The sequence below is a fragment of the Croceitalea sp. W27 genome (assembly GCF_055693185.1).
In genome coordinates this window covers 2722162-2742576 of record NZ_CM146327.1, presented here as the reverse complement: position 1 = coordinate 2742576, position 20415 = coordinate 2722162, and the positions used below count along the sequence as shown (strand labels likewise).

Here is a 20415-nt window from a genome sequence, read left to right as displayed (position 1 = left end):
CAAATATATAGAAAAATCGTAGTTTTGGCGACTTATATGTTTAATCTATTTTTATTTTGTATTGTTTCTCACGAAATAGGTAACCTCTTTGTACATAGCTGATATAATACTTCCTATACTCTTCAAAACCTCTGATATTAGCTCTTTCATAATTCACTCTTATATTGCCATTAGAATAACCAAGGCCAAGACCTTTCTGTTTTCTTTGTTATTTAAATAATTGGATTCGTTTGAATTAGACAAGTACCCAAGCTCTATCAATACAGCGGGACAATATCCTGTTGTTTCTCTTAAAACCTGAAAATTAGCATGCTTGGGATTTTTAGTCTTAAAACCCAAGTTCAGTTTTAGCGCATTCAAGATTGCCTTTCCATACGATAGAGATAATTCATTATTATCATAGGTATAAAGTTCAACTCCTTTTATCTCAGGATTATTAATATGATTGCAATGCAGTGATATAAAAACATCTGGCTTTATATGTTTGACAAGCTTAGTTCTATCGTCCAATGAGATAAGTGTATCCCTATTCCTAGTCAAATAGATATCATATTTAGATTCTAATAAATTTTTGTTCCAATTTTTCATGTATCGGACAATGTCTAGAACGACATTCTTTTCTTGAAGCCCATTATTCGACACGGCACCTGAATCGATTCCGCCATGTCCGGCATCAAGAATAATAATCTTTCGGTCTTCAAATATTGACTGACCAAATACTAGGCTGCTGCTCCAAATTAGCAAACACATTAAAACGGTTATCATCACTTTCATCAATTCTTGGCTTTACAATTCTTTATTGAGCAATATTCAACGAATCATACAAAACCATAAACTTCCCTCAAAAATTAACGCTATTCCTAGTTAATTTTTAGGAATCCTATGGCAAAAGGAGCTTTTCACTTCTACATTTCATAAAATTAATCACAGGCCGAAAATGTTTCGACCTTAAAATTATCAGTTATGAGAAAAGCTAAAAGTCTAACACTGGCATTACTGTTCACGAGTCTTGCCAGTTACGCTCAGGTCGGCGGTATCGAAGATTCCGTAAACGATGTATCGGATACTATTCGAGCTATTTTTCCCATTATCCTTGGAGTCATCTTTCTTATAGGTTTCCTATTTAATGCTGGCCACTTTTTCGGGGAAAATGCAGACCTCAAAAAGGGTATCACCAGGGTACTGGTATTTGTACTTATCGCTGGTGCTGTAGTCGGCATCTTTACCTATTTAATCTCAATAGTAGTGTAATGAGAAGCTACGAGATTTACCGAAACATTCGCAAAGGGGCATTGATATGGGGCCTACCCATATCGCTCTTTGCCCTTTTGATTGTGTCGGTCGTGGCCTCGTTATTGGTCATTATATTCTCTTTCAGCTTGGTTATGGTGATTTCTCTGTTCATCTGGAACGCTAGTCTGTTTATAGGTCTGAGCAAAATGAATAGCAGTAGCCAACTTTTCAATTTCAGAAAAGTATTCCCTAAAAGTATTAGTAATAAAAAAGACAACCTTCTGAACCATGTCGAAGATTAACATCTCTAAATATAATCCTGTAGTAGATATAAAAGAGCACCTATTGTTCTGTAATAATGGGAATGTCGTAGCGTGCTATAAGGTGGAGCTTCCGGAAATCTATTCGCTTTCGGAAAAAGACTTTGAAGACATGCACAGTAATTGGTTCCAGGCTATAAAATCTTTGCCAACAGGAACAGTAATACACAAACAGGATGTTTATTTCAAAAAGTCCTTCACATCAGAAAACTTACCCAATAATACCTTTTTATCCAAGGCCACCTATGATTATTTCAAAGGAAGAAATCATATGGAACATTATGGATATCTCTTCTTTACACTCACAAAGAACAAACAGCTCAATAACTCAAAATTTGTGAACCCCTTTCGCAAAGCGGATGCGAAGACCCCTGAAGTTCTAAAAGAAAACCTGCAACGTTTTAAAGCAGCTGTCAATGATTCGGTTTCCTTTATTAATAATGGCAGAAGGGTGTCTTTGACACCACTTAACCCTAGTGAAATACTCAACATCAGTAATACTTACTTCAACGGCTATAACAATGGCTTTGATACAGCTATCCAATTAGGGCGAAAAGATATTCAAATAGGCGAGCATCATTTCGATATTCTTTCCGTTAACAGTGAAAGCTGTTTTGGCGAAAAAGTTCAAACTAGCAAAATAAATGAACGCTTTACCTCTGATGACTTCAGTTTTCATCAAGGGTTTATTGATGGCCTTGGACTATCACTGAATGAAAACCATGTGGTCAACCAGGTTATCTATTTAGATGATAAACAAAAATGGCGAAAGCTGTTGGATAAGAAAATCGAAGAGCTCAACAAAAGTTCAAACTTCGGATCACAGAACAAGGTTATCCTTAAGAAAATTCAATACATACAAGAGCAAATAAATACAGATGAAAGTTCACGAATCATCCGCGGACACCTAAATATCATCTATTGGGATAAAGAAGAAAAGCAACTTGAAAAAATCGCTTCGCAAATTAAAACTGAGTTCAAGGAACTAGATATCGTTCCTTACTATCCAAGTAGCGAAGAGCGAAAGAACTATTTCTTAAACAGTTATTTCGGTTTCTCCTCCAACTTTTCGAATGAAGACCTTTATGTGACCGATTTAAAGCATGCACTTTGTTTACTTATCAATAACACGAATTATAGATCAGATAAAACAGGTATCATCTTCAATGACCGAGAATATAATATTCCCGTCTTAAAAGATGTTTGGGATGAAAAAAAGAAACGAATAAAGGCTCGAAATTTTGCCATTTTTGCTCCAACGGGTGAGGGAAAATCTTTTTTAGCAAATAACATTCTTCGTCAATATTTTGAAATGAATGTCCGTCTGGTCATTATCGATCTAGGGGGTTCTTATACCAAGTTCGCACAGTTATATCCTGAAGAATATACTGTTCTGCGTTATGAGAGCGGAAAGAACTTGGGTATCAACCCCTTTTATATTTCAGATGAAAAAGACATCAGTCCAGAACGATTGGAAGATCTATCCGTATTTCTTTTCGAATTACTTGCATCAGATTTAAAAGTGACCAAGGCGCAATCCGTATCGCTAAAGAAAATTCTTCAGCATTACTACCGAACCATTCTAAAAAGCCATTCACTTGAAAGTTTTTATGGGTTTATTCGTGACAATCGAGGGGAACTTTTGGAAAAACTAGGTATCGATAAGACCTACTTCAACATTACTAATTTCCTTCATATCCTATCGGAATATGTAGAAGGCGGATTGTACAGCTTTCTTTTTGAGATGAGCGAAGACCAATCCTATAAAATTGAGGACAAGCGATTGATTGTTTTCGAACTAGATGAGGTCAAGGATAATAAGGAAATCCTGTCTGTCATGCTCAAGCTTATTAAAACAGCTATACAAAGAACCATTTGGAAAAATAAAGAAGAAAAGGGAATCATTCTGTTCGATGAGTTCGCCAAACAATTAAAGTTCCCTAATGTACTGGAGAGCGTTGAATTCTATTATCAAGCCATCCGAAAACAAGAAGGGGCAATAGGCATCATATTGCAATCTATCAACCAACTGCCTGACAATTCCACCTCGGCTAGCATTCTTGAAAATACACAGGTAATTTACAGTTTGAACAATGAGAAAGGGTATGACGAACTGATAAAACGTCTCAACCTCTCAAGCCATGATCTTAACCAACTCAAATCTATAAAGAACGACCTCACTGGTGAACGCAAGTACACTGAAATGTTCATCAAAATTGGTAAGGAGAGTAACATCTTCCGGTTGGAAGTACCGCCAGAAGTGTTCGCCGCCTACCTCACAGACGGCTCGGACAACGAGGCCATAATGGCACTTTTTAAAGAGGAAGATAATATGGAGATAGCTATCAGGCAATTCTTGAAACTGAAGGCCGCATAGTAAAAAAAATGTTGAATCAGATGGCGAACATGAAAAAGTTCATCATCACAAAACCCAGAAATCATGAAAATAAGAACAAAAAAAGCATGGCTAACAGCAATCTTGATTATAACCATAGGAATCAATGGTTCTGCTCAAGGAATGCCAGTTTATGATAATGTCAATTTTATCTCTTTTGCCAAACAACTTTTAGAAGCAGGAAAACAGACTTCCAATATCATCAAAACAGTGCAATTTCTGAAACAGCAGAAAGAAAATATAGAAAAGGTAAGTGCTGCCATTGAAAAACTCAAGGCGGTTCAAGAACTCATTCGCAACAATAAACGTCTTTACGATATGGTCCGTGGAGATTTAAGAGACATCCTAAACTCACCGTATATCCGAGCGGATGAAGTGGGGAGGATATCGACATCCTTCAATACCATTTTAGACCAAGCAACAGACGATTTGGAATTCATCAACGAAATCCTTTCAAGTGGTCATTTAAAACTGACGGACGGAGAACGCATGCAAGCAATTAAAGCGCATCAACTACAATCTAAGGAAATGGTTTTAGAGATTGAGCGCAAGACACAGCGGTATCGTGACATCATCGACTTTCGGGAGATGCAGGACAAGATCAATAATAGAAAAACAAATTATTAAATTATGCAATCAGCAATCATCTTGGGCATTGGCTTGGAATATGTAGACGCCGTCTTTGAGACAATCAAAGGCACAGACTTCTCTACCTATACTATTCGCGGTATTAAGGTCTTGGCAGTATTATTCTTTTTGGTCAACATCCTCAAAAAATATAACGAAGGTGTGGCCGATAAAGAAGGTTATTCATGGGGACTATCTCCTAGTGATTTGGCCAAGAATTTTGCCATTGTGCTCTTGGTCATATTTTCCACTCAAATCCTGAGCTTTTTCGATGGTATTTTGGTTGCAGTCGAGGGTCAATATCGAGATACGGCTCCTGCTTTGATTCCATTACAACTACAAGAAATTCCCATTGAACAGGATGTAGGTGCATTCGATGCTGCCAAAAAAGCTTGGGCTTTGTTGTACGAAGCATTGGTTACTCCGGTCTTCGGGATAAAAATGTTTAGTTTTTTTATTGGATTGGTTCTATGGATGATTGATCTTTTTATCTACCCGTTGTTCTTGGCGGAACGATATTTCCTTTTGGGCATTATGCAGGCATTTTTTCCTTTGGTCATCAGTTTGGCTGTTTTCGAAAAATTCAGAAACATGGCTTATACCTTTTTCAAATTATATGCTGCTGTCTATATGTTAGTACCAGCTTTCTTTTTGGTCAATATTTTCGTGAACCAATTGTATTCTGAAATCAACGCCAACTTCTGGACCAACCTTTGGGGAGCACCAACTGACAATAATACCATTAAGATTCTGGTAGAAGCAGCCACCATCGGGTTTATCGTATTTCTAAAATTCAAGCTCTATAAAAGGGCGACCACCTTTACACTACGATTATTCAGTGGGTAATCTACAACAAATGTCAAGGATATAATTTTTAAAAAGAATAAGATGAAACTACCCTATAAGAATATTTACGATGTACTAAAACTAAACCGATATATCACTATTACGGTAACGGTTACCGCACTGCTGTCAAGTGCTTTCTCGGGTGTAATGGTATTCAATATGTACAATAAAGCAATGAAAAGCGCTTTTGCAGTTAACACGGATGGTTCAGTCATTCCGCTGAAGTTAGTTTCACAAAAAGAAAATCTTCAAGTCGAGGCACTGTCACATTTAACACTGTTCCATAAATATTTCTATGGCATTGATGACAGCAATTATGAAAGTAATTTAGAGAAAGCCCTTTGGCTTGGTAACGGTACCGTTGATAATGTATACCGTCAGAAGAAGGCAGATGGGGTTTATAACCGCATATTGCAATACTCCCTGGTCCAAAAAGTATTGAGCGTAGAATCACAAGTAGATGTGAAAGTCGAACCCTATCGTTTTAAAACGGTAACTGTCTTCGAAGTTAACAGGGGGTCGGTAATCGATCGTTATGAACTGGTTTCAACAGGTGCTCTGATAGCTGTTGACCGAAACTACCCAATGAACACCCATGGACTGCTTATTACAAACTATTTCGAGAATTCTTTGAAAAAAGTGAAGGACAAAGAATAGGATTAACTTAAAAAATTGGGATATGAAAATTGACAAAAAGAAGATAGTATTTATAGCCGTAATAGGGATTGTAGTCCTGTTCATTGTAGGCTATTCAGTTTTTGTTTTGGGTGGAGATGATGAAAATGCTGATACCCTACAACAGACTTTGGTTCCGGAGCTTCACGAAGAAGAGGATATGTACTCTTCCAAAAAGGTAGCGGTAGATGCCATTAAAGACGAAAAGGAAAGGATTGCTCCAAGTATTTATGACGAACGTTTTTTGAACGAATCGGGTATATATGATGAAGATTTTTTAGATAAAAAGAAACAGCGTATCGTGGATAGTATATATCAAATAGGCCGTATAGATTATTCCCATGATTCTATAGCTACAGGAATCCGAAAACCGCTACAAAAAAAACGAAGAAAAAAAATTGAAGTAGTTGAAACCAAGGATACCGTTTCCCTTTTGAAAGAAATGAGCCTAGAGCATCAGTTGTTTTTCGCAGTGAGTCCTCAGGTTTTAGGGAATGATACTGGCGAATCTTTAGAAGTCGAGATAGACGGTGAGCAGACTATTAAGGTTAATGACCGATTACAAATGCGTGTAACCCAAAACGCTACTGTTCAAGGTTTGGAGGTTAAGAAAAATACATTGCTCTATGGAATTGTAAAGTTCCGTCCGAACCGGGTCATCATAAATGTAGAAAATATAGAGGGAATACCTCTTAAACTTAAAGCTTATGATAATGCGGATGGATTGGAAGGCATCTATATTCGAAATAGTTTTCACAGTGATGTTTACGACGAAGTCTTGAGCGATGCGATTTCTGAATTTAATATTCCGGGCGTTCCAGATGTTTCGGGGGCTGTGAACAATGGAGTAAGCGGCATAAAAAAAGTCTTTCAACACAATAACAGAAATATAAAAGTTACGGTCAACAACAATTATAAACTCATTTTAAGACCGAAGCTATAATAGCCCATTACTTTTCTCAAGACAGACAGACGGGTAGATATTAATTTAAAAAAAGCAATTATGAAAACAGCAATAACAGTAATTATAAGCCTTCTGACTTTTGCTACAAGTATTGGTCAAAACGCAAGGAAACTAGATACCATTTATGCCAATGAAAAAATGAACCTAGCGCTTTTCTTTCCTACGAATATTCGTCAGGGAATTGTCGGAGCAAAGAACTTTGTTTTTACCTACAATCGAGAGCACGCACAACCTTTGGGGTTGCTAAAAGCAACCAAGGGAAATCAAAGTAATCTTCTTGTGGTTACCACCGATGGAAAGGTCTATTCATACATCATCAAATACGCTGATTCTTTGAAAGAGGTGAATCGTTTTATTTCTTATTCAGAAAGCATTGGTCACGAACATAAAAGAAAAGCTCTGGTAATTCACGATACCATAAAACGAGATTCCAGTTTGGTCATACATAAACAATACTCAAAAGCTTTTTTGGAAAAGTCATCCGTAGCGATTCTCAAACTACCGGAACGCAAAAATTATATAAAACGAAAAAAAGGCATGTCATTGGCCATTAGGAACATGGTCTATTACGAAGATTTGGTCTTTATACAATTCGAAATCAAAAACGAATCGGGTATTGATTTTGACATTGACTACCTGAAGGTAGCCATGGTAATTGGTAATGGTAAGCGTAGAGCTTCATATCAATCCGTACCGCTTAAGCCTCAATACGTTCATAAAATGCCCATAAAAACAAGGCATGCGGAGACTTCAAGATTTGTGTATGTACTACCAAAGTTCACTTTGGGGCATAATGAAAAACTGGAATTTAGGCTAAAGGAATTGAAAGGGAATCGAGAATTGACAATGAGAAGGAGATTGTAATAATAATGCAATGGCAAACTTGTATTTAAAATTGTATGATTATGTGATAAATGCTTCTTTTATCTCTATGATCTGATTTGCCAATTCGGAATGAAGAAATATTAATGAAATGATTCTCTAATAATTGTAACTTAGTTTTTGGTTCCAAGGTCATTTTTCTAGGAAAATCCATACGTTTAATTTCTTTTTGATACCATTTCCAATATCCATCGATATCCTTTCCCTCGTAAAAGACTATTATCACATAGGTATTCAAGTAGTCATTGTAATCAATCAATTTATTCAAATGATTATGTAAATTTTGCTTGCTTTTGTATGTGGTGCGGAATGCTTCAAAAATTGCAATAGTTTGGTTTTTGTTTTTAATCGTATGGTCCACTTCGCCAGCTGATGGCCCTTTGGTGGTTTTTCCAGACCTATCTTCTCTATGATGACTCCATCCATAAAAGGAAATCCTTGATTGTAAAATTGTACCTAAAATGTCATTATAGTTATCTTCTTTTAGCACTTTTTTGTAGGATACAATTTTATCTTTTATCAACTTGATTACGGCTATTATCTCGTTTAAGAGAAAAGTGGAATAATCGTTGAATTCATTTAACCCCTCAGGTATTGACTGTGGAATGCTGGTATGTTTTAATGATTGTAATAAAGTAATAGAACCTTTTATTTGTTTTGTACTGACCTTATTCTCATATTTTCTTTCCAATTCTTCCCACTTTTCGCTTACTTCAGCTTCCTTTCTCTTTGTATTGACAATTTCAACTACAAAGCTATAGGCTTGATTTGATAACCCTATTTGATCATAGAATTCCGCAATTAGTCCTATCAAATCTATTTCATTAATCAAACTGTTCTTAAGTTCGGAAAAGAGCATCTCAAATTTTGGAAGATTTGTGTCTATTATTGAAAAAATCAATTCGAGTATCTTCCATTTCTCATTATTGGAATGATACTCTTGAGACTCCTGAAACTTTTCTCTAAAACCTTTTCGAAATTCAGAGGCAATTATCTTTAACCAAAAAGCCTTATCTGATTTTTCAAGTACACTTAGACACTTGAAGTAATAATAATCTAAAAAATAATCAAGATTGACTTTTGGCTGGGAGATTATCCTTTCAAGAATTTCAAAGGCTTTTTTATGATTGTCCTGATGATAAAATTCAAATAAAGCGCTGTAATAGAGTCTTATATTCTCGCTGCTATTATCCCCATATATCAGAAATTCGGGTTTGGGTAATGGTAGCGTATTTATGGTTTCTAAATCATTCCTCTTAAACGCCAATAACATTTTTACCCTAAAGATAAATTCTTGTTTTTGACCTTTCTGATGTGATGTGATTCTTTGATAATAGCCTTCCAAGCGTTCCAACAAATCATCGGTTTTTTCGAAGTGTTTACTTGAATTTACTGTCTCCAATAGCACATTTTCCAGTTCGGGTAGCCATTTAATATTAAAATCCGAAAAGTTATATCCATCTATTATAGAGTCCACGACGCGCTTCAGGCCAGATTTTGTGAGCGTATTACTTGCTTCGAGCAGATGATATAGGTTTTTGTTTTTCTCAAAGAAACTGATTAATACTTTTCTTGAAGCAGCTTCTTTTGAATAGTTGTTCAATACTTTTAGGAACAGCATTAAAGGAGTTTCAAAATAGGGGTTACCCCCATGGAAGGAATGGCGTGTCCCAAAAATGTTCGCTGAAAGTCCTTTTTTCTCATCATCATAACAATTCGCCAAAGCGAACGAAGATATCTTTTCGAACAAGACTCTTTCAATTTGAACCTTTTCGAAAGCTTCCATATTTTCTGAACCAATCTCTCGATCATTCAAGAACGCAAGACATAGTACTTTGAAATATATTAGATTTTTTCTGGCTTCTAAAATGTTGATTTCATTGTACACGCCGGCTGTTTCATCTAGAATAAATTTTGGATTCGTGAAGTATGCATTGAATTCGTTCAATTTTCCTCTACGATAAACTAAACGCATAAAATAGTGCCAATCTAGCTTTTCAAGACCGAATTCACTTAGATTATGATAAGGTCTTACATCATTGGCGGCTTTATAGTAGTTTGAATAGGAAAATTTTTCGATGGACCAAAAGCTATTGAAATAGTTTAAAGTGGATGTAGTAAGGTAGTCCTGAAAACCGTTAAGAATGTGCTCTGTTGACTTTTCAGAATCGTTCATGGCCAATTTAAGCGCTGCCCTTTTGCCTATTCTGAACAACATATCCAATAGATGGACTTTAAGATTAACTTGGCTACTTTGAGGGGGAAGTTTTAATTCTTCAAAAATTTTCTTACAAATCAATTCTAATTGCTCTATAAACACTATGTTTTCGAGATTCGCGAAGTAGGTGTCGATTACATTATCAAAAGTAGTTTGATATAGCTTGACCCCATTTATATGGGCCGTGAAGCTATCTCGGGAAACGTTGGAATTGAATTTAAAGGCTCTTTCTGAAGTATAGCTTAAAATTTTCCATATCTCGGAAAGGTTAGCTCGATAATCAAAATAGGGCAATCTTAAAAGTTCTTCCAGAATTCTTTGTTGAAACTCGCAAATGAATTTCATAGTTTCAGGAAAACCATACATGTTCTCCGTGGTAAAATTGAATACGCGAAAACCCAAATCTCCTATGAGTTCGAACGTTAGCGCATAATTGTTTTCGTCTTGCAAAAGGTAGGGCACACTTTTTTTACGAAGCCTGACCAGAGTATCTAAAGTCCTATAAATGGCAAATGGGTTATTGCCATCAGAGAGCAGCTTTCTGGAATACGTTAATAAATAGTCATCGTTTAGTACTATGAAATGTATGGCTAAAGTCAATTCAGCCCTAGACCGCTGAATTAATAGTGCATCACTCAAATAGCCATCCAAGTCCTGAACTAACTTGTACATCGAATAGGCATCTTGATTTGAAAAATCAATTTTGGGAACTTCTAAAAAGGAATCCCTAAAACGCTCTTTATCTAATACAACTTTGTTGTTTTCAGCCGCTATATCCAATAAATCTGACTCTTTTGAAATGAAATCAAACAATAGTTCCGTCAACTTTTTTTGCGCATCATTGGTCAAATATTTATTTGCCCAAAAAGGAAAAGATGAAACACCATTGTACCGTATCTTTAAAAAATTGGAAGCAACTAGGTCTTCTCTATACTTGACTTGGCAATTGTCCCATAAAAAGGCGTCTATTTCCTCAGCGTAATACTCTAACAAGGGACAAGAACCGTTTAAAATAAAGGAATCCTTTTCTTCGGTAGATTTCTCAAATACTTTAAATCGTAACCAAAAATCAAGAGGGATTTCCCCGCTCGATTCCAATAGATCCGCTTTTGATATCGAAACTTGATTCACACCAAATGGATTGTTCTCGTTCAAAAAACGGAGAAACTGAATTTCTTCCTTGTCTAACTCCTCATAAACAGAAGACTTTTTGAGTCGGTCGTTCACGCCATTGGCAAAGGAACTCAGGGTACTCGAAATTTTTATCTCTCCATTGATTTTGCGCAACCAATGTTTTGAGACAAAATTGTCCAGATTCAAATTGGTGCGATTATCTCGATTATATCTTTCGATTTGTAGTTTCATTTGTTCCTCCGACCTGAAATCCACTTTAGAAACCATCAAGATTTCGGCCACTGCCTTAGCCACTCCATACTTCAGTGACGGAAGCATTTCGCCATGCATGGTATTAATTCTGGCTTTGCGAAAATTTTCATTCTCACTGTGACGTTCAATAACCTTGCTAAAGGTTTTCAAAACATCTGGATTAAATCTCGAACTCATACATTATGGCTGGTTGTTAATATACTGAAGCAGGAACACCTACGATACAGGATGCGATTTTATAGTCGATTTTTTCATAGAGAGGCACATTCTCCAAAATTCTTTTTAACTCGCTGATATTAAAATGTATACGCGAAACCTCGGCCCGAGAAACTAGGTCGTTCAAGTTAAAGGCTTTTCGATTTCGACTATTGCGCAATCTCTTATTTTCTAGATAGGGCTGTAAAAACTTAATCCATGTAGTCGCAAAATCATCAAGGTCCACAAAAGTGCCTTCTTTGTTCAGAAGTTCTAAAAGCTTTCGCAAAACTTTTTTTTCCTCAAATTGAACGGACCGCTGTTTATATCTCCTATTAAGTATACTATGAGCAACTTTCAGGGCACGCCGTTTCTTTGGCGGTAATAACTCTACTTCTTTTTTTTGAAGAATTTCAAGATAGTATTTCAAGTAATTATCGTCCCACTTAACCTTCTCGCTTTTCCCGTCCAGATGCTCCCTCAACAATCTACATATCTCGGGAAATTCAGTATATATTTGAACACTGCTATCTGGGTCTATGAAATACCATTTTGGGCTGTGATTTTTATCCCCTCGTACGGCAATAAAGCACCACTTCTTTTTACTTTTGATAAAACTTACGCCTGCCTTAACCGATGTGTCTACACCCCTGTAAGCCTCATATTCCTCCTCAGTTATCAATCCTTTTTTTCCTTGCTTCAATTCAATTATCGGCAAAAAATTATCCTGTATACCCTCCCAAGAATCATCAGCAAGTTCATATGCTTTGAACTCCGCTATTGTTTCTTGAATGTTTCTGGAACCAGAAAAGTGTTTGAACTTTATATTATCGGGTATTTTGAAGTTTGAGCCACCAAGGGCATCGCTAACCAAATCAGTAAGCTCGAACAAACGTCTATCGCCACTTAAAGAAAATTCTTCAGTTTCATCGGGCCAATACATTTCGATCTCCTTGAACTGACTGTCCATTCGATCTATACGACCAAAGCGTTGTTCTACAATTCTAATGACACTAGGCAAATCTAAAAGTGTAACCGCAGAGGCTTTTTGCAAATCCACACCTTCTGACATCATATCGGAACAAAGTGCTATAATTTTTTCGGTATTCTTGGAAGTCAAATTGAACTTCTCCAAAACTTCATTGCTCTGTTTTTCAGTAGAACCTGTCGCTACCAATACTTTTCGCAAAGGATTTATTTTTTTAATGAGATGTTTTAGATAGTGAAGGGTAATCACACAACCGTCAAATGCAAGAATTTTTTCTTTCGTTTCGATTTGTCTCAACAACTCCTTGGCCTTGCCTTCCTCTCGTTTCGGGGACAATCGCTTGACCAATTCGGCAATTTTCAGATAATTCGCTTTTTCTTCAAGACATACTTCTTTGTATTTTTTCAAATCGGTCATCCAATCTGGAAGAGTACAATTCTTAAAATCTTTATGAATGTAGGGCAACTTATTGCTTTCTATCAATTTATCGATTTCGTCAATCTTGATTTTGTTTTCGTTGGTTTTTTTGATTTCAAAATCTTCCCATTCCAGCACTTTCTTTTTTCCTATGATATGTTCCAAAATTGCAACCCTTGACGATCTTAATCGATGACGTATGACAAAAATCGATAAGGCTTTTGAAGAGTTGAAACGCCTATCTATATAGCTCTGAAGTTCGTTCTCCTTTAAATCGATTTTAGGTTTGTTTGTTCTTCTTAAATAAGTCAGGCCCTTCAATTGTTCTTTGCATATTTTGTTGATTTGCTTCACTATTTCCTGATCGTCCTCAGTTTCCAAAGTTTTATAGGTTTTTTCCCTTTGAGTTGGGAACCTACACACTTCATCTAGCGCGTTCATGTATTTATCTGGCTCAAGAGCTATCTGCTCATTGATCATCTTTTTTGTCCTGCGAACGGTAAAGCGGCTTACGAACTGCTTGAGTTTTTCGATGTCTTTTGGTTTTTTAAGGTCTGGCCTAAGCTTCAGCTTTTTAAAAGATTCGAAACTCTCGTCATCCAGATTATCCACGTCCAAAAGTTCGATTATCTTTAAAAGGTCATCTATTTTTTTATTAATGGGCGTTGCGGTTATCAAAATTTTGAAATCGGCATTATTTCTCCTAATCGCAATACTCCTTTTTGAATTGATATTCAAGTAATTGTGCGCTTCATCGATTGCAAGAATATTAGCGAGTTCAAGATCTCGTTCTGCCGACCTAAGTTTTTTCAATCCCCCTTGACTTAGTGTACCATTTGATATTTGATTGTTTAAAACAGTGGAAAGTTCCTGAAATTCTTGTTTCCATTTTTCAGTTACCAAAGGTGGACAGACCATCACGGAATTTGCTTTTTCCTTTCTTCCACTTTCGAAAAGCCAACTTTCCAAAGCAAGTATTATAGTCGAGCCTAATTTCGTTTTTCCGGCTCCTGTGGGATCAGCAATAAGAACATTCGAATTCTCTTGAAGAATAGTCATGGCCTGCGCCAGCCCCCTCCATTGCGTAGGCCATAATTTGACCGTTTCCAGTTTGGACATCAGGTTTTCATACTCTGAAAGCCATCCTCCTTCCAATATCTCGGCGATAGCTCTGGAAAGCGCGTCTTTCCAATCCACTTGGCTTACAAGGTTTTTTAACAATTCAACGATATGGGGATACGGGTTTGCTTTGATAAAACAGTTGTCAGCCAGGGACTTTGCGCCTGAATATTTTTCATAATTATCATCAATCGTATATCGGGAGTTGGCCTCCGTTTGGTCAACCAGTCCGTTTTTGCTGAAATTAGAAGATCCTATCATGGCTGTACTATCACTAACGTATATTTTCGAATGTAGCTTATCGTAAAACTTAAACTGAATTTGGCCTGCTTCGATTTTAGCGATCAAGTTGATAACACTGCCTCCTTGAAGAATGGATAGGCCTTCTTTTAGCCAAAACTCGGCGATTTCTTTGTCCAATGGCTTACTGTGATATCTTTTTCTTCCTTTAGTATTGGGGTTGAAGCCTAAGACGATTCGTATCGACTTTCCATAAGTGTACTCATCGGTTTTGCCAAAAAGATCTATTAAATGGGATAATGAAGTATAGCCCGTGAGAATTGTAAATTGTTTCGCTCTTGCCAAATCGGCCAGCACTATTTTCTCGACCGTTCTTTCGGGATAGTCTAAATTGATTGGAAAATCATCTTGGTCGGGCCATTGCAGATAGGGTTTTTGCTCGGACTCAAAGTCCAATGCAAATTGACCGTTATATGGATTTCTCTCTGACGATTTAGACATTTAGTTCTCCATGTATTTTTCAATTAATTCTTCTGCCATCAAATAGAGGTGCCTTTTAGATCTGGAAAAGCCAACATACAACTTATTTTTCGTGGTCGGTGCGGACACAAAAAGTTTGCCTTGCTTGAATAATTTTTGAGAAGTTTTATTTAGAACTATGCATACATCATTGTACATGTCATCGCCTTTGGTTTTACCCATATTTCTAGAGTAGCAGGGATACCTACTATGATTTTTGTAGAAGAGCTTTACGATATTGTCATCATAGAATATTTTTTTTGCGAGGTCTACATTTTGGATAATGATTATTTCAGAAGCTTCCGTTTTATTGGATTCTATCACTATGCCCAGATTATCGCTTATAAACTTGCATATAGTCGGTGTACAGCGCCAACTTTTATTTAAAGATGTTGTGTCTATATCTATACCCATAGCTTTAAAATATGACTGATACCTATCGTATTTTTCATACAATGTCCTATTCGTGCTGCCATCCCTACTGGTGTCGAAAGTGTGCTGAAAAAAGTCTCCGACCATAAGAATGTCTGAATTGCATTGGGATATTTGTTTTAAGAAGTTAAAATCATGTCCTCCAAAATCCTGAATCTCATCAATCAAAATCATGTCATAATATCGCTCTATACGCGCAATTACTTCAGGTACTGCTCTGTTAACTTCCAAAAATTTTGCAAGTCTATTATGATAGATTCGTCTGTTGGGCGTAAAATAGCGTTTATCGTTTTGTAAAGAGACCCTACCGGTCCATTGTGGGGGAAGCTCCCAAAATAGTCCCTTAGCCTTTGTGGTGTAACCAAATAACGGTCTGAAACAAAATGCATACAAGAAAGTAAAATATGGTAGAAGTAAAATGTCTTTGGGAAACATCCCGAATTTGGCCAAAATTCTAGCTTTCAGGTTACGGGTGTTGTTTTTTGTATAGGTTATTATCAATGCCCTAGAATCAATTTCCAGACTATCGATAATTAGCTTGGTCTTTCCTGAACCAGCTACAGCGAATACTACTCGTTTACCCACACTATAGCTTCTTTAATGTAGACTGGTGCTACTATTTCCTTTGCCCCCTGCTCTAAAATGGTAAAAGCCGCTTCAGACTTATTTTTGAGCATATATTCTTGTACCGATAGTGTTTTGCGTTCCGAACTGAAAAGAGCCTCACACAAGCCTTTGTTATCTTGGTACACCGTGATTTCAAAAGTTGACCGCGAATTATCCTTTTCAGCAAACACAAGCTGTTTTTCCCCGACATAATTTGCATATCGATCAATAATATTATTTTGATAATTCGCATCGTTGTCAGTTATTACCGCTGTTTTAACGCCAAGTAACCTAGCCAATTCTAGATATCGCTTGAAACTGGTACCACCTACGGAAATAATATGAACACCACTTTCATTATGGTTTGTTCCGCTACAATTTTCAAAGAAGGCCTGCATGAGGATATACTCTGCATCCCCTTCCACCAGCAAAACCCTCTCCGACAGTATGAATTCAAGAATATTGTTGTCTGGGGCCTTCATGAAAAACCTTGCTGTTGATTCTGACAGGTCTGATAGAAAAACAGGCGTAATGGAATTACTGTTCAATAAAATGGCTTTTCGTAAATCGAGCCTCGAACTGACCATTGTACTGTGCGTGGCAATAAACAATTGCTTACTTTCTGTGTGGTCTATACTATAAATTAGAGAACGCATATTGGTATGGCTCAAATGATTTTCAGGTTCTTCCAATAACACTATATCTATGGGATTTTTACTTTTTTGCAAAGCGAACTCGGTCTTGATGAAGCACTGCCTTCCTTTCCCTTTGTTTTCGATATCTATGTCGTCCTCTACGATTGTGAGGTCCGTTTCGAGATTTGCCTTAGTTGTTGTCTTCATGGCAAAACCATAATCGGGAACACGAGAGTTAAGTTCTCCGAGAACTTCGTTTTTGAAATGTTCTTTACGTATTCTGTATTCATTTTGGTGCATGCTTCGTTCCGAATCGCTAACATTACTGCCGTAGAGGGTACTTATGTATTTTCTTGTGGCGTATTCATTGTTTATTTGAGTATTATCCAAATGAATGTGATGAAAGAATTTACGGTAGCCCGTATAACTCTCCCCCGAAAAAGTTTTGAAACTTATAGAATAGTATTCAAAAGGAAAGTTGTTATGAGTCTCTTTCAGTATATCGCTAATTTCTTTGGTCAAGTCTAATCTCGGTTCGCAAATCAATAGCAGACCGTCACATATGCGATTATCGGAATTAAAATTTCCATTTAGGTCTGGATTACCTTGGTCATTGAAATAAAGCTCTATTTGAAGAACGGGTAGGCTTTCGATTTTCTTCTCTGAGATTAGAAATTCGTTTACACTTTCGGAATTGAATATTCTATCCAAGCCTAGTGTCTCCACTTTGTTTCTGCTACCACTAAGAACAATATCTATGGCTGATAAAAGTGTACTCTTTCCAGATTCGTTATCGCCGATAAAAATGTTGATTACAGGGTCAAACTTAATTTCAAAACTTCGAAATCTTTTGAAATTGAGAATCTTCAATTTCTCGATTATTTTCATTTTTTTAATTTAATAATTAGCACATCAAGACCATGCTCAGATATTTTGAGCAATTTGGAACATTAATAAAGCTTTGGGGAATCTGCAGGCCTTTCGCAATATTATGAAATATTTGCCAAGTAGGAAAGTAAGTCTTTTAATGGTAAGTAAAATCAGCAAAACTAGGCGGCATTTTTAAAAAAAACGAATATCATAATAGAGCTCAATCTGTTACTTTTCAAAAACTTCCCTCGCCTCTCGATGAATCTTCTCAAAATTTTCCTGAAGTTTTTCCTTCAAATTCCGTTCGGGTAATGGCAACTGCCTCACAATTTTGGGTGTCTTAAATTGCACTTTTTTATCCTTTCCATCCGCCAGCACAACAAAAGCACCTTGTTGCAATCCATAAAAGACATCGGCGCGGGTCTTCGCCACTTCTCGCTCCCCTTTGGTCACACGGGTATCAAAATTGAGGTTGTAACCTTTGTTCACACTTTTGGTCTCCTTCTTTACAATTTCAAAAAAGCGTTCGTAATATTTGGCGGTATCAGGGTCATTGGCTTTACCAAAAAACTGATAGGACAAATTTGCCAAAATTGCCTTGCTTGCCATAGGTCCGTATATCATGTCATTTTGAATCTTGTCTTGCAAGACATAGACCGTAGCAATATTGTAGCTGCGCAAAGTGGCAGGAATACGGTGCATGTTGAGCAGTCGTAAAGTCGCCGCTTCTTCCATCAATAAAAACGAAGGGTTGCGATGGCGGACGCTCATCTGCTTCGTAATTGTATGGATGATGGTCGCGATAACAGGAGAAAGCGAAGTTTCAATTTTTGGGTTATTGACCACCGAGATTACCTTTAAACTATCAGGAGCATTGATGTTCAAATTGATTTCATCTTCGGACAATACCATAAAAATACGCTGTGTACTAATCTTTTTAAAGGCATTTGCCAAGGTACTTCTGACACCCGCTGTTTGCCGCTCAGACCCTACTCCACTAATAAAGGCATCCGCCATGGCTTTAGAGGTCGTGTTCCCCGAAAGGAAATGAATAAGGCGTTTAGTATCCAAATGTTGGTAGAGCGCAATCAAGTGCGGTAAGGTACAGGTATCTTCAAAATCCGTTTTCAGACGCCATATCATCCCGCCTATCAACCCCTCAACGACATCATTGAAAAATCGGGTGGTGGCATTCATATTGTTGTCTTTCTGTTCGAGGAGGTTTTCCACAAGCACACGGGAAACTTCATTCACACTTTCCTCATCCGGCAGGTATCTTGGCGCAATGGGATTGACCCTTGCATAAATAGTATCGAACGAAATAATCTGAAAGGGAACATTCCCTTTACTGAATAAGGGATAAGCCATTTCGGTAATCTCAAAGTCTTTGTAATCGTAGATGACCCCGCTAAAGTTCCATTGGCTAAAATGGTTCAATAGCGGGTAGACCACACTTTCTGTTTTGCCACTTCCAGCCGCCCCGATAATGGCGATACCCCTGCGGATGTTTTCTAGAATTAATTTTCCTTTTGAAACCTGCAATCGCACTTTGTACCTGCCCTTGGTATTCGTGTCACTTTCTTTAGGAAAGAAAACATAGCAAAGAATATTCACGAACAATAGAGGCAAACCAATTACCAACAGTATTGACAGAAACGTTTTCGTATCGGAGATATTCGACCAAGCCCAAAAAAGACCCCCTCCAATCCAAAGGATATTAAAAAAGAATCCATCTTTAATAAATCTGATGAAAAGGAAGCACAGGCTACTTCCAAAAAGTAGAATCAACACAACACTATTAAAATTTAGTTCTTCCATGACTTTGATTTAAATTCCGATTGATCCCGATTCGATTGCACGTTGCATACCCCGTCTCAATCTGTGAAATACTTTTAGAGCCAACTGCACTTTGTTCTTTGGAATGTTTGGAATGCGCATTCCTGATTTTGAAAGTAGTTTTAGGGCAAGGGCTTTTTCATTGGTTGGTAGATTCCCCAAAAGCATTCGGAACGCAACAGGGTTTTTGATTAAGACTTTTTTGGCGGTATAGGTCTCTGCAAAGTTGCGATTGTAGTCAAAGAGTTTATCAAAGCGCTGTTCCGCCTTTTCGTAGAATTGATCCCGATGGAAACCCCGCTGTACCATTTTACCGTGCATTTCAACTTCCGAAGCCTTATACTTTGATCCAGGGGAAAGACTAAAGGTGTTGGTCACATCCTTACGGCTGACGATGATATGAATGTGCGATTGGTTGCCCTCTTTTTTCATTCCGACTACGATCATTTTACCCTCGATTTTATGCGGTGCAGCTTCCTTCAATTTCTTGATTTCAGCTTGGAGTTTTTTGCTATTGCCCTCCAATTCTCCACGAGCCACTTTTCGGATGTCGTTCTCCAACTTGGCAATCTGTTTTCGGTATGGGGCATTCTCCAAAACTTCTTTTTCAAAGCCACGATAGGTACGTTCGTGTTCTATTTTAGCAAAGTATTTTAGCTTATCCACCGTTACCGTTTTCTCTCGGTAAAAGGATTTTGCATACTCCTTCATCAACTCTCGGGTATAGGTTTTTAGAGCCACTGGATCGTTCACTATTTTTTTAAGTTCCCGTTGACTTGGACTTACTACAATGGAATAGAATTTAGGTTCGGTTTTTTTAAGTTTTGCGGTATTTGCATCGATTTCAGAAATGACCCTATCTGGAGAAATTCGGTCTTCGGTTTGATTAAAAAAGTGTTCCTGATTATCTTGTTCCAGACCTTCGTTTTCCTTTTCGAGATACGCCACGTAATCTGCTACACTATTGGAATAACTTTGTCCTAATTTCTGTGGTGTTATAGCTATATACATA

General features: G+C 37.2%; 15 protein-coding genes. 7 read left to right on the top strand and 8 right to left on the bottom strand.

Features of this window, described 5'->3' with window-relative positions; genetic code table 11:
• Window positions 1-159: 159 nt before the first annotated feature.
• Entirely contained in the window at window positions 160-774 is a 615-nt protein-coding gene (locus tag ACZ1GR_RS12340) for an N-acetylmuramoyl-L-alanine amidase family protein (RefSeq protein WP_472609268.1), read from the bottom strand.
• Between the two features lie 189 nt (window positions 775-963).
• Between ACZ1GR_RS12340 and ACZ1GR_RS12335 the strand changes: the two genes are divergently transcribed.
• Complete coding sequence (locus tag ACZ1GR_RS12335; protein ID WP_472609267.1) at window positions 964-1251, top strand: hypothetical protein; 288 nt, start codon at window positions 964-966, stop codon at window positions 1249-1251.
• A 101-nt stretch (window positions 1252-1352) separates the two neighbouring features.
• Here ACZ1GR_RS12335 and ACZ1GR_RS12330 read toward each other — a convergent pair whose 3' ends face one another.
• Entirely contained in the window at window positions 1353-1523 is a 171-nt protein-coding gene (locus tag ACZ1GR_RS12330) for a hypothetical protein (RefSeq protein ID WP_472609266.1), read from the bottom strand.
• Here ACZ1GR_RS12330 and ACZ1GR_RS12325 point away from each other — a divergent pair.
• The 6 genes from ACZ1GR_RS12325 (at window position 1522) to ACZ1GR_RS12300 (ending at window position 7924) form a co-directional block, all read left to right on the top strand.
• Window positions 1522-3930 (top strand): TraG family conjugative transposon ATPase, encoded by a 2409-nt coding sequence (locus ACZ1GR_RS12325; protein ID WP_472609265.1) that lies wholly within the window; start codon window positions 1522-1524, stop codon window positions 3928-3930. The genes ACZ1GR_RS12330 and ACZ1GR_RS12325 overlap by 2 nt on opposite strands.
• Before the next feature lie 63 nt (window positions 3931-3993).
• On the top strand, window positions 3994-4575 hold the full coding sequence (locus tag ACZ1GR_RS12320) for a TrbJ/VirB5 family protein (protein ID WP_472609264.1): 582 nt from the start codon (window positions 3994-3996) through the stop codon (window positions 4573-4575).
• A gap of 3 nt (window positions 4576-4578) precedes the next feature.
• On the top strand, window positions 4579-5421 hold the full coding sequence (locus tag ACZ1GR_RS12315; protein ID WP_472609263.1) for a hypothetical protein: 843 nt from the start codon (window positions 4579-4581) through the stop codon (window positions 5419-5421).
• 42 nt (window positions 5422-5463) lie between these two features.
• Complete coding sequence (locus tag ACZ1GR_RS12310) at window positions 5464-6078, top strand: conjugal transfer protein TraK (protein ID WP_472609262.1); 615 nt, start codon at window positions 5464-5466, stop codon at window positions 6076-6078.
• 22 nt (window positions 6079-6100) lie between these two features.
• A complete protein-coding gene (gene traM, locus ACZ1GR_RS12305; RefSeq protein WP_472609261.1) occupies window positions 6101-7039 on the top strand; it encodes a conjugative transposon protein TraM in 939 nt (312 codons plus the stop codon).
• A 60-nt stretch (window positions 7040-7099) separates the two neighbouring features.
• Complete coding sequence (locus ACZ1GR_RS12300; RefSeq protein ID WP_472609260.1) at window positions 7100-7924, top strand: DUF4138 domain-containing protein; 825 nt, start codon at window positions 7100-7102, stop codon at window positions 7922-7924.
• A gap of 25 nt (window positions 7925-7949) precedes the next feature.
• Here ACZ1GR_RS12300 and ACZ1GR_RS12295 read toward each other — a convergent pair whose 3' ends face one another.
• The 6 genes from ACZ1GR_RS12295 to mobB form a co-directional block, all read right to left on the bottom strand.
• Window positions 7950-11723 carry a hypothetical protein gene (locus ACZ1GR_RS12295; protein WP_472609259.1) on the bottom strand — a complete coding sequence of 1258 codons (3774 nt, stop codon included), beginning with the start codon at window positions 11721-11723 and terminating at the stop codon, window positions 7950-7952.
• A 16-nt stretch (window positions 11724-11739) separates the two neighbouring features.
• Window positions 11740-15006, bottom strand: a complete 3267-nt coding sequence (locus ACZ1GR_RS12290) for an SNF2-related protein (protein WP_472609258.1) — start codon at window positions 15004-15006, stop codon at window positions 11740-11742.
• A complete protein-coding gene (locus tag ACZ1GR_RS12285; RefSeq protein ID WP_472609257.1) occupies window positions 15007-16041 on the bottom strand; it encodes a UvrD-helicase domain-containing protein in 1035 nt (344 codons plus the stop codon).
• Window positions 16026-17585 carry an ATP-dependent nuclease gene (locus ACZ1GR_RS12280; protein ID WP_472609256.1) on the bottom strand — a complete coding sequence of 520 codons (1560 nt, stop codon included), beginning with the start codon at window positions 17583-17585 and terminating at the stop codon, window positions 16026-16028. Before ACZ1GR_RS12280 ends, ACZ1GR_RS12285 begins: the two co-directional genes overlap by 16 nt.
• Window positions 17586-17795: 210 nt before the next feature.
• A complete protein-coding gene (locus ACZ1GR_RS12275; RefSeq protein WP_472609255.1) occupies window positions 17796-19385 on the bottom strand; it encodes a type IV secretory system conjugative DNA transfer family protein in 1590 nt (529 codons plus the stop codon).
• Between the two features lie 9 nt (window positions 19386-19394).
• Window positions 19395-20414 (bottom strand): MobB family relaxase, encoded by a 1020-nt coding sequence (gene mobB / locus ACZ1GR_RS12270; protein ID WP_472609254.1) that lies wholly within the window; start codon window positions 20412-20414, stop codon window positions 19395-19397.
• Window position 20415: the final 1 nt, after the last annotated feature.

Excerpts from the sequence above, each read along its gene's own strand:
- ACZ1GR_RS12275 (WP_472609255.1), bottom strand. The coding sequence starts at position 19,385 with ATGGAAGAACTAAATTTTAATAGTGTTGTGTTGATTCTACTTTTTGGA.
- ACZ1GR_RS12290 (WP_472609258.1), bottom strand. The coding sequence starts at position 15,006 with ATGTCTAAATCGTCAGAGAGAAATCCATATAACGGTCAATTTGCATTG.
- ACZ1GR_RS12325 (WP_472609265.1), top strand. The coding sequence starts at position 1,522 with ATGTCGAAGATTAACATCTCTAAATATAATCCTGTAGTAGATATAAAA.
- ACZ1GR_RS12315 (WP_472609263.1), top strand. The coding sequence starts at position 4,579 with ATGCAATCAGCAATCATCTTGGGCATTGGCTTGGAATATGTAGACGCC.
- ACZ1GR_RS12330 (WP_472609266.1), bottom strand. The coding sequence starts at position 1,523 with ATGGTTCAGAAGGTTGTCTTTTTTATTACTAATACTTTTAGGGAATAC.
- mobB (WP_472609254.1), bottom strand. The coding sequence starts at position 20,414 with ATGTATATAGCTATAACACCACAGAAATTAGGACAAAGTTATTCCAAT.
- ACZ1GR_RS12335 (WP_472609267.1), top strand. The coding sequence starts at position 964 with ATGAGAAAAGCTAAAAGTCTAACACTGGCATTACTGTTCACGAGTCTT.
- ACZ1GR_RS12320 (WP_472609264.1), top strand. The coding sequence starts at position 3,994 with ATGAAAATAAGAACAAAAAAAGCATGGCTAACAGCAATCTTGATTATA.
- ACZ1GR_RS12295 (WP_472609259.1), bottom strand. The coding sequence starts at position 11,723 with ATGAGTTCGAGATTTAATCCAGATGTTTTGAAAACCTTTAGCAAGGTT.
- ACZ1GR_RS12310 (WP_472609262.1), top strand. The coding sequence starts at position 5,464 with ATGAAACTACCCTATAAGAATATTTACGATGTACTAAAACTAAACCGA.
- traM (WP_472609261.1), top strand. The coding sequence starts at position 6,101 with ATGAAAATTGACAAAAAGAAGATAGTATTTATAGCCGTAATAGGGATT.
- ACZ1GR_RS12300 (WP_472609260.1), top strand. The coding sequence starts at position 7,100 with ATGAAAACAGCAATAACAGTAATTATAAGCCTTCTGACTTTTGCTACA.
- ACZ1GR_RS12340 (WP_472609268.1), bottom strand. The coding sequence starts at position 774 with ATGAAAGTGATGATAACCGTTTTAATGTGTTTGCTAATTTGGAGCAGC.
- ACZ1GR_RS12280 (WP_472609256.1), bottom strand. The coding sequence starts at position 17,585 with ATGAAAATAATCGAGAAATTGAAGATTCTCAATTTCAAAAGATTTCGA.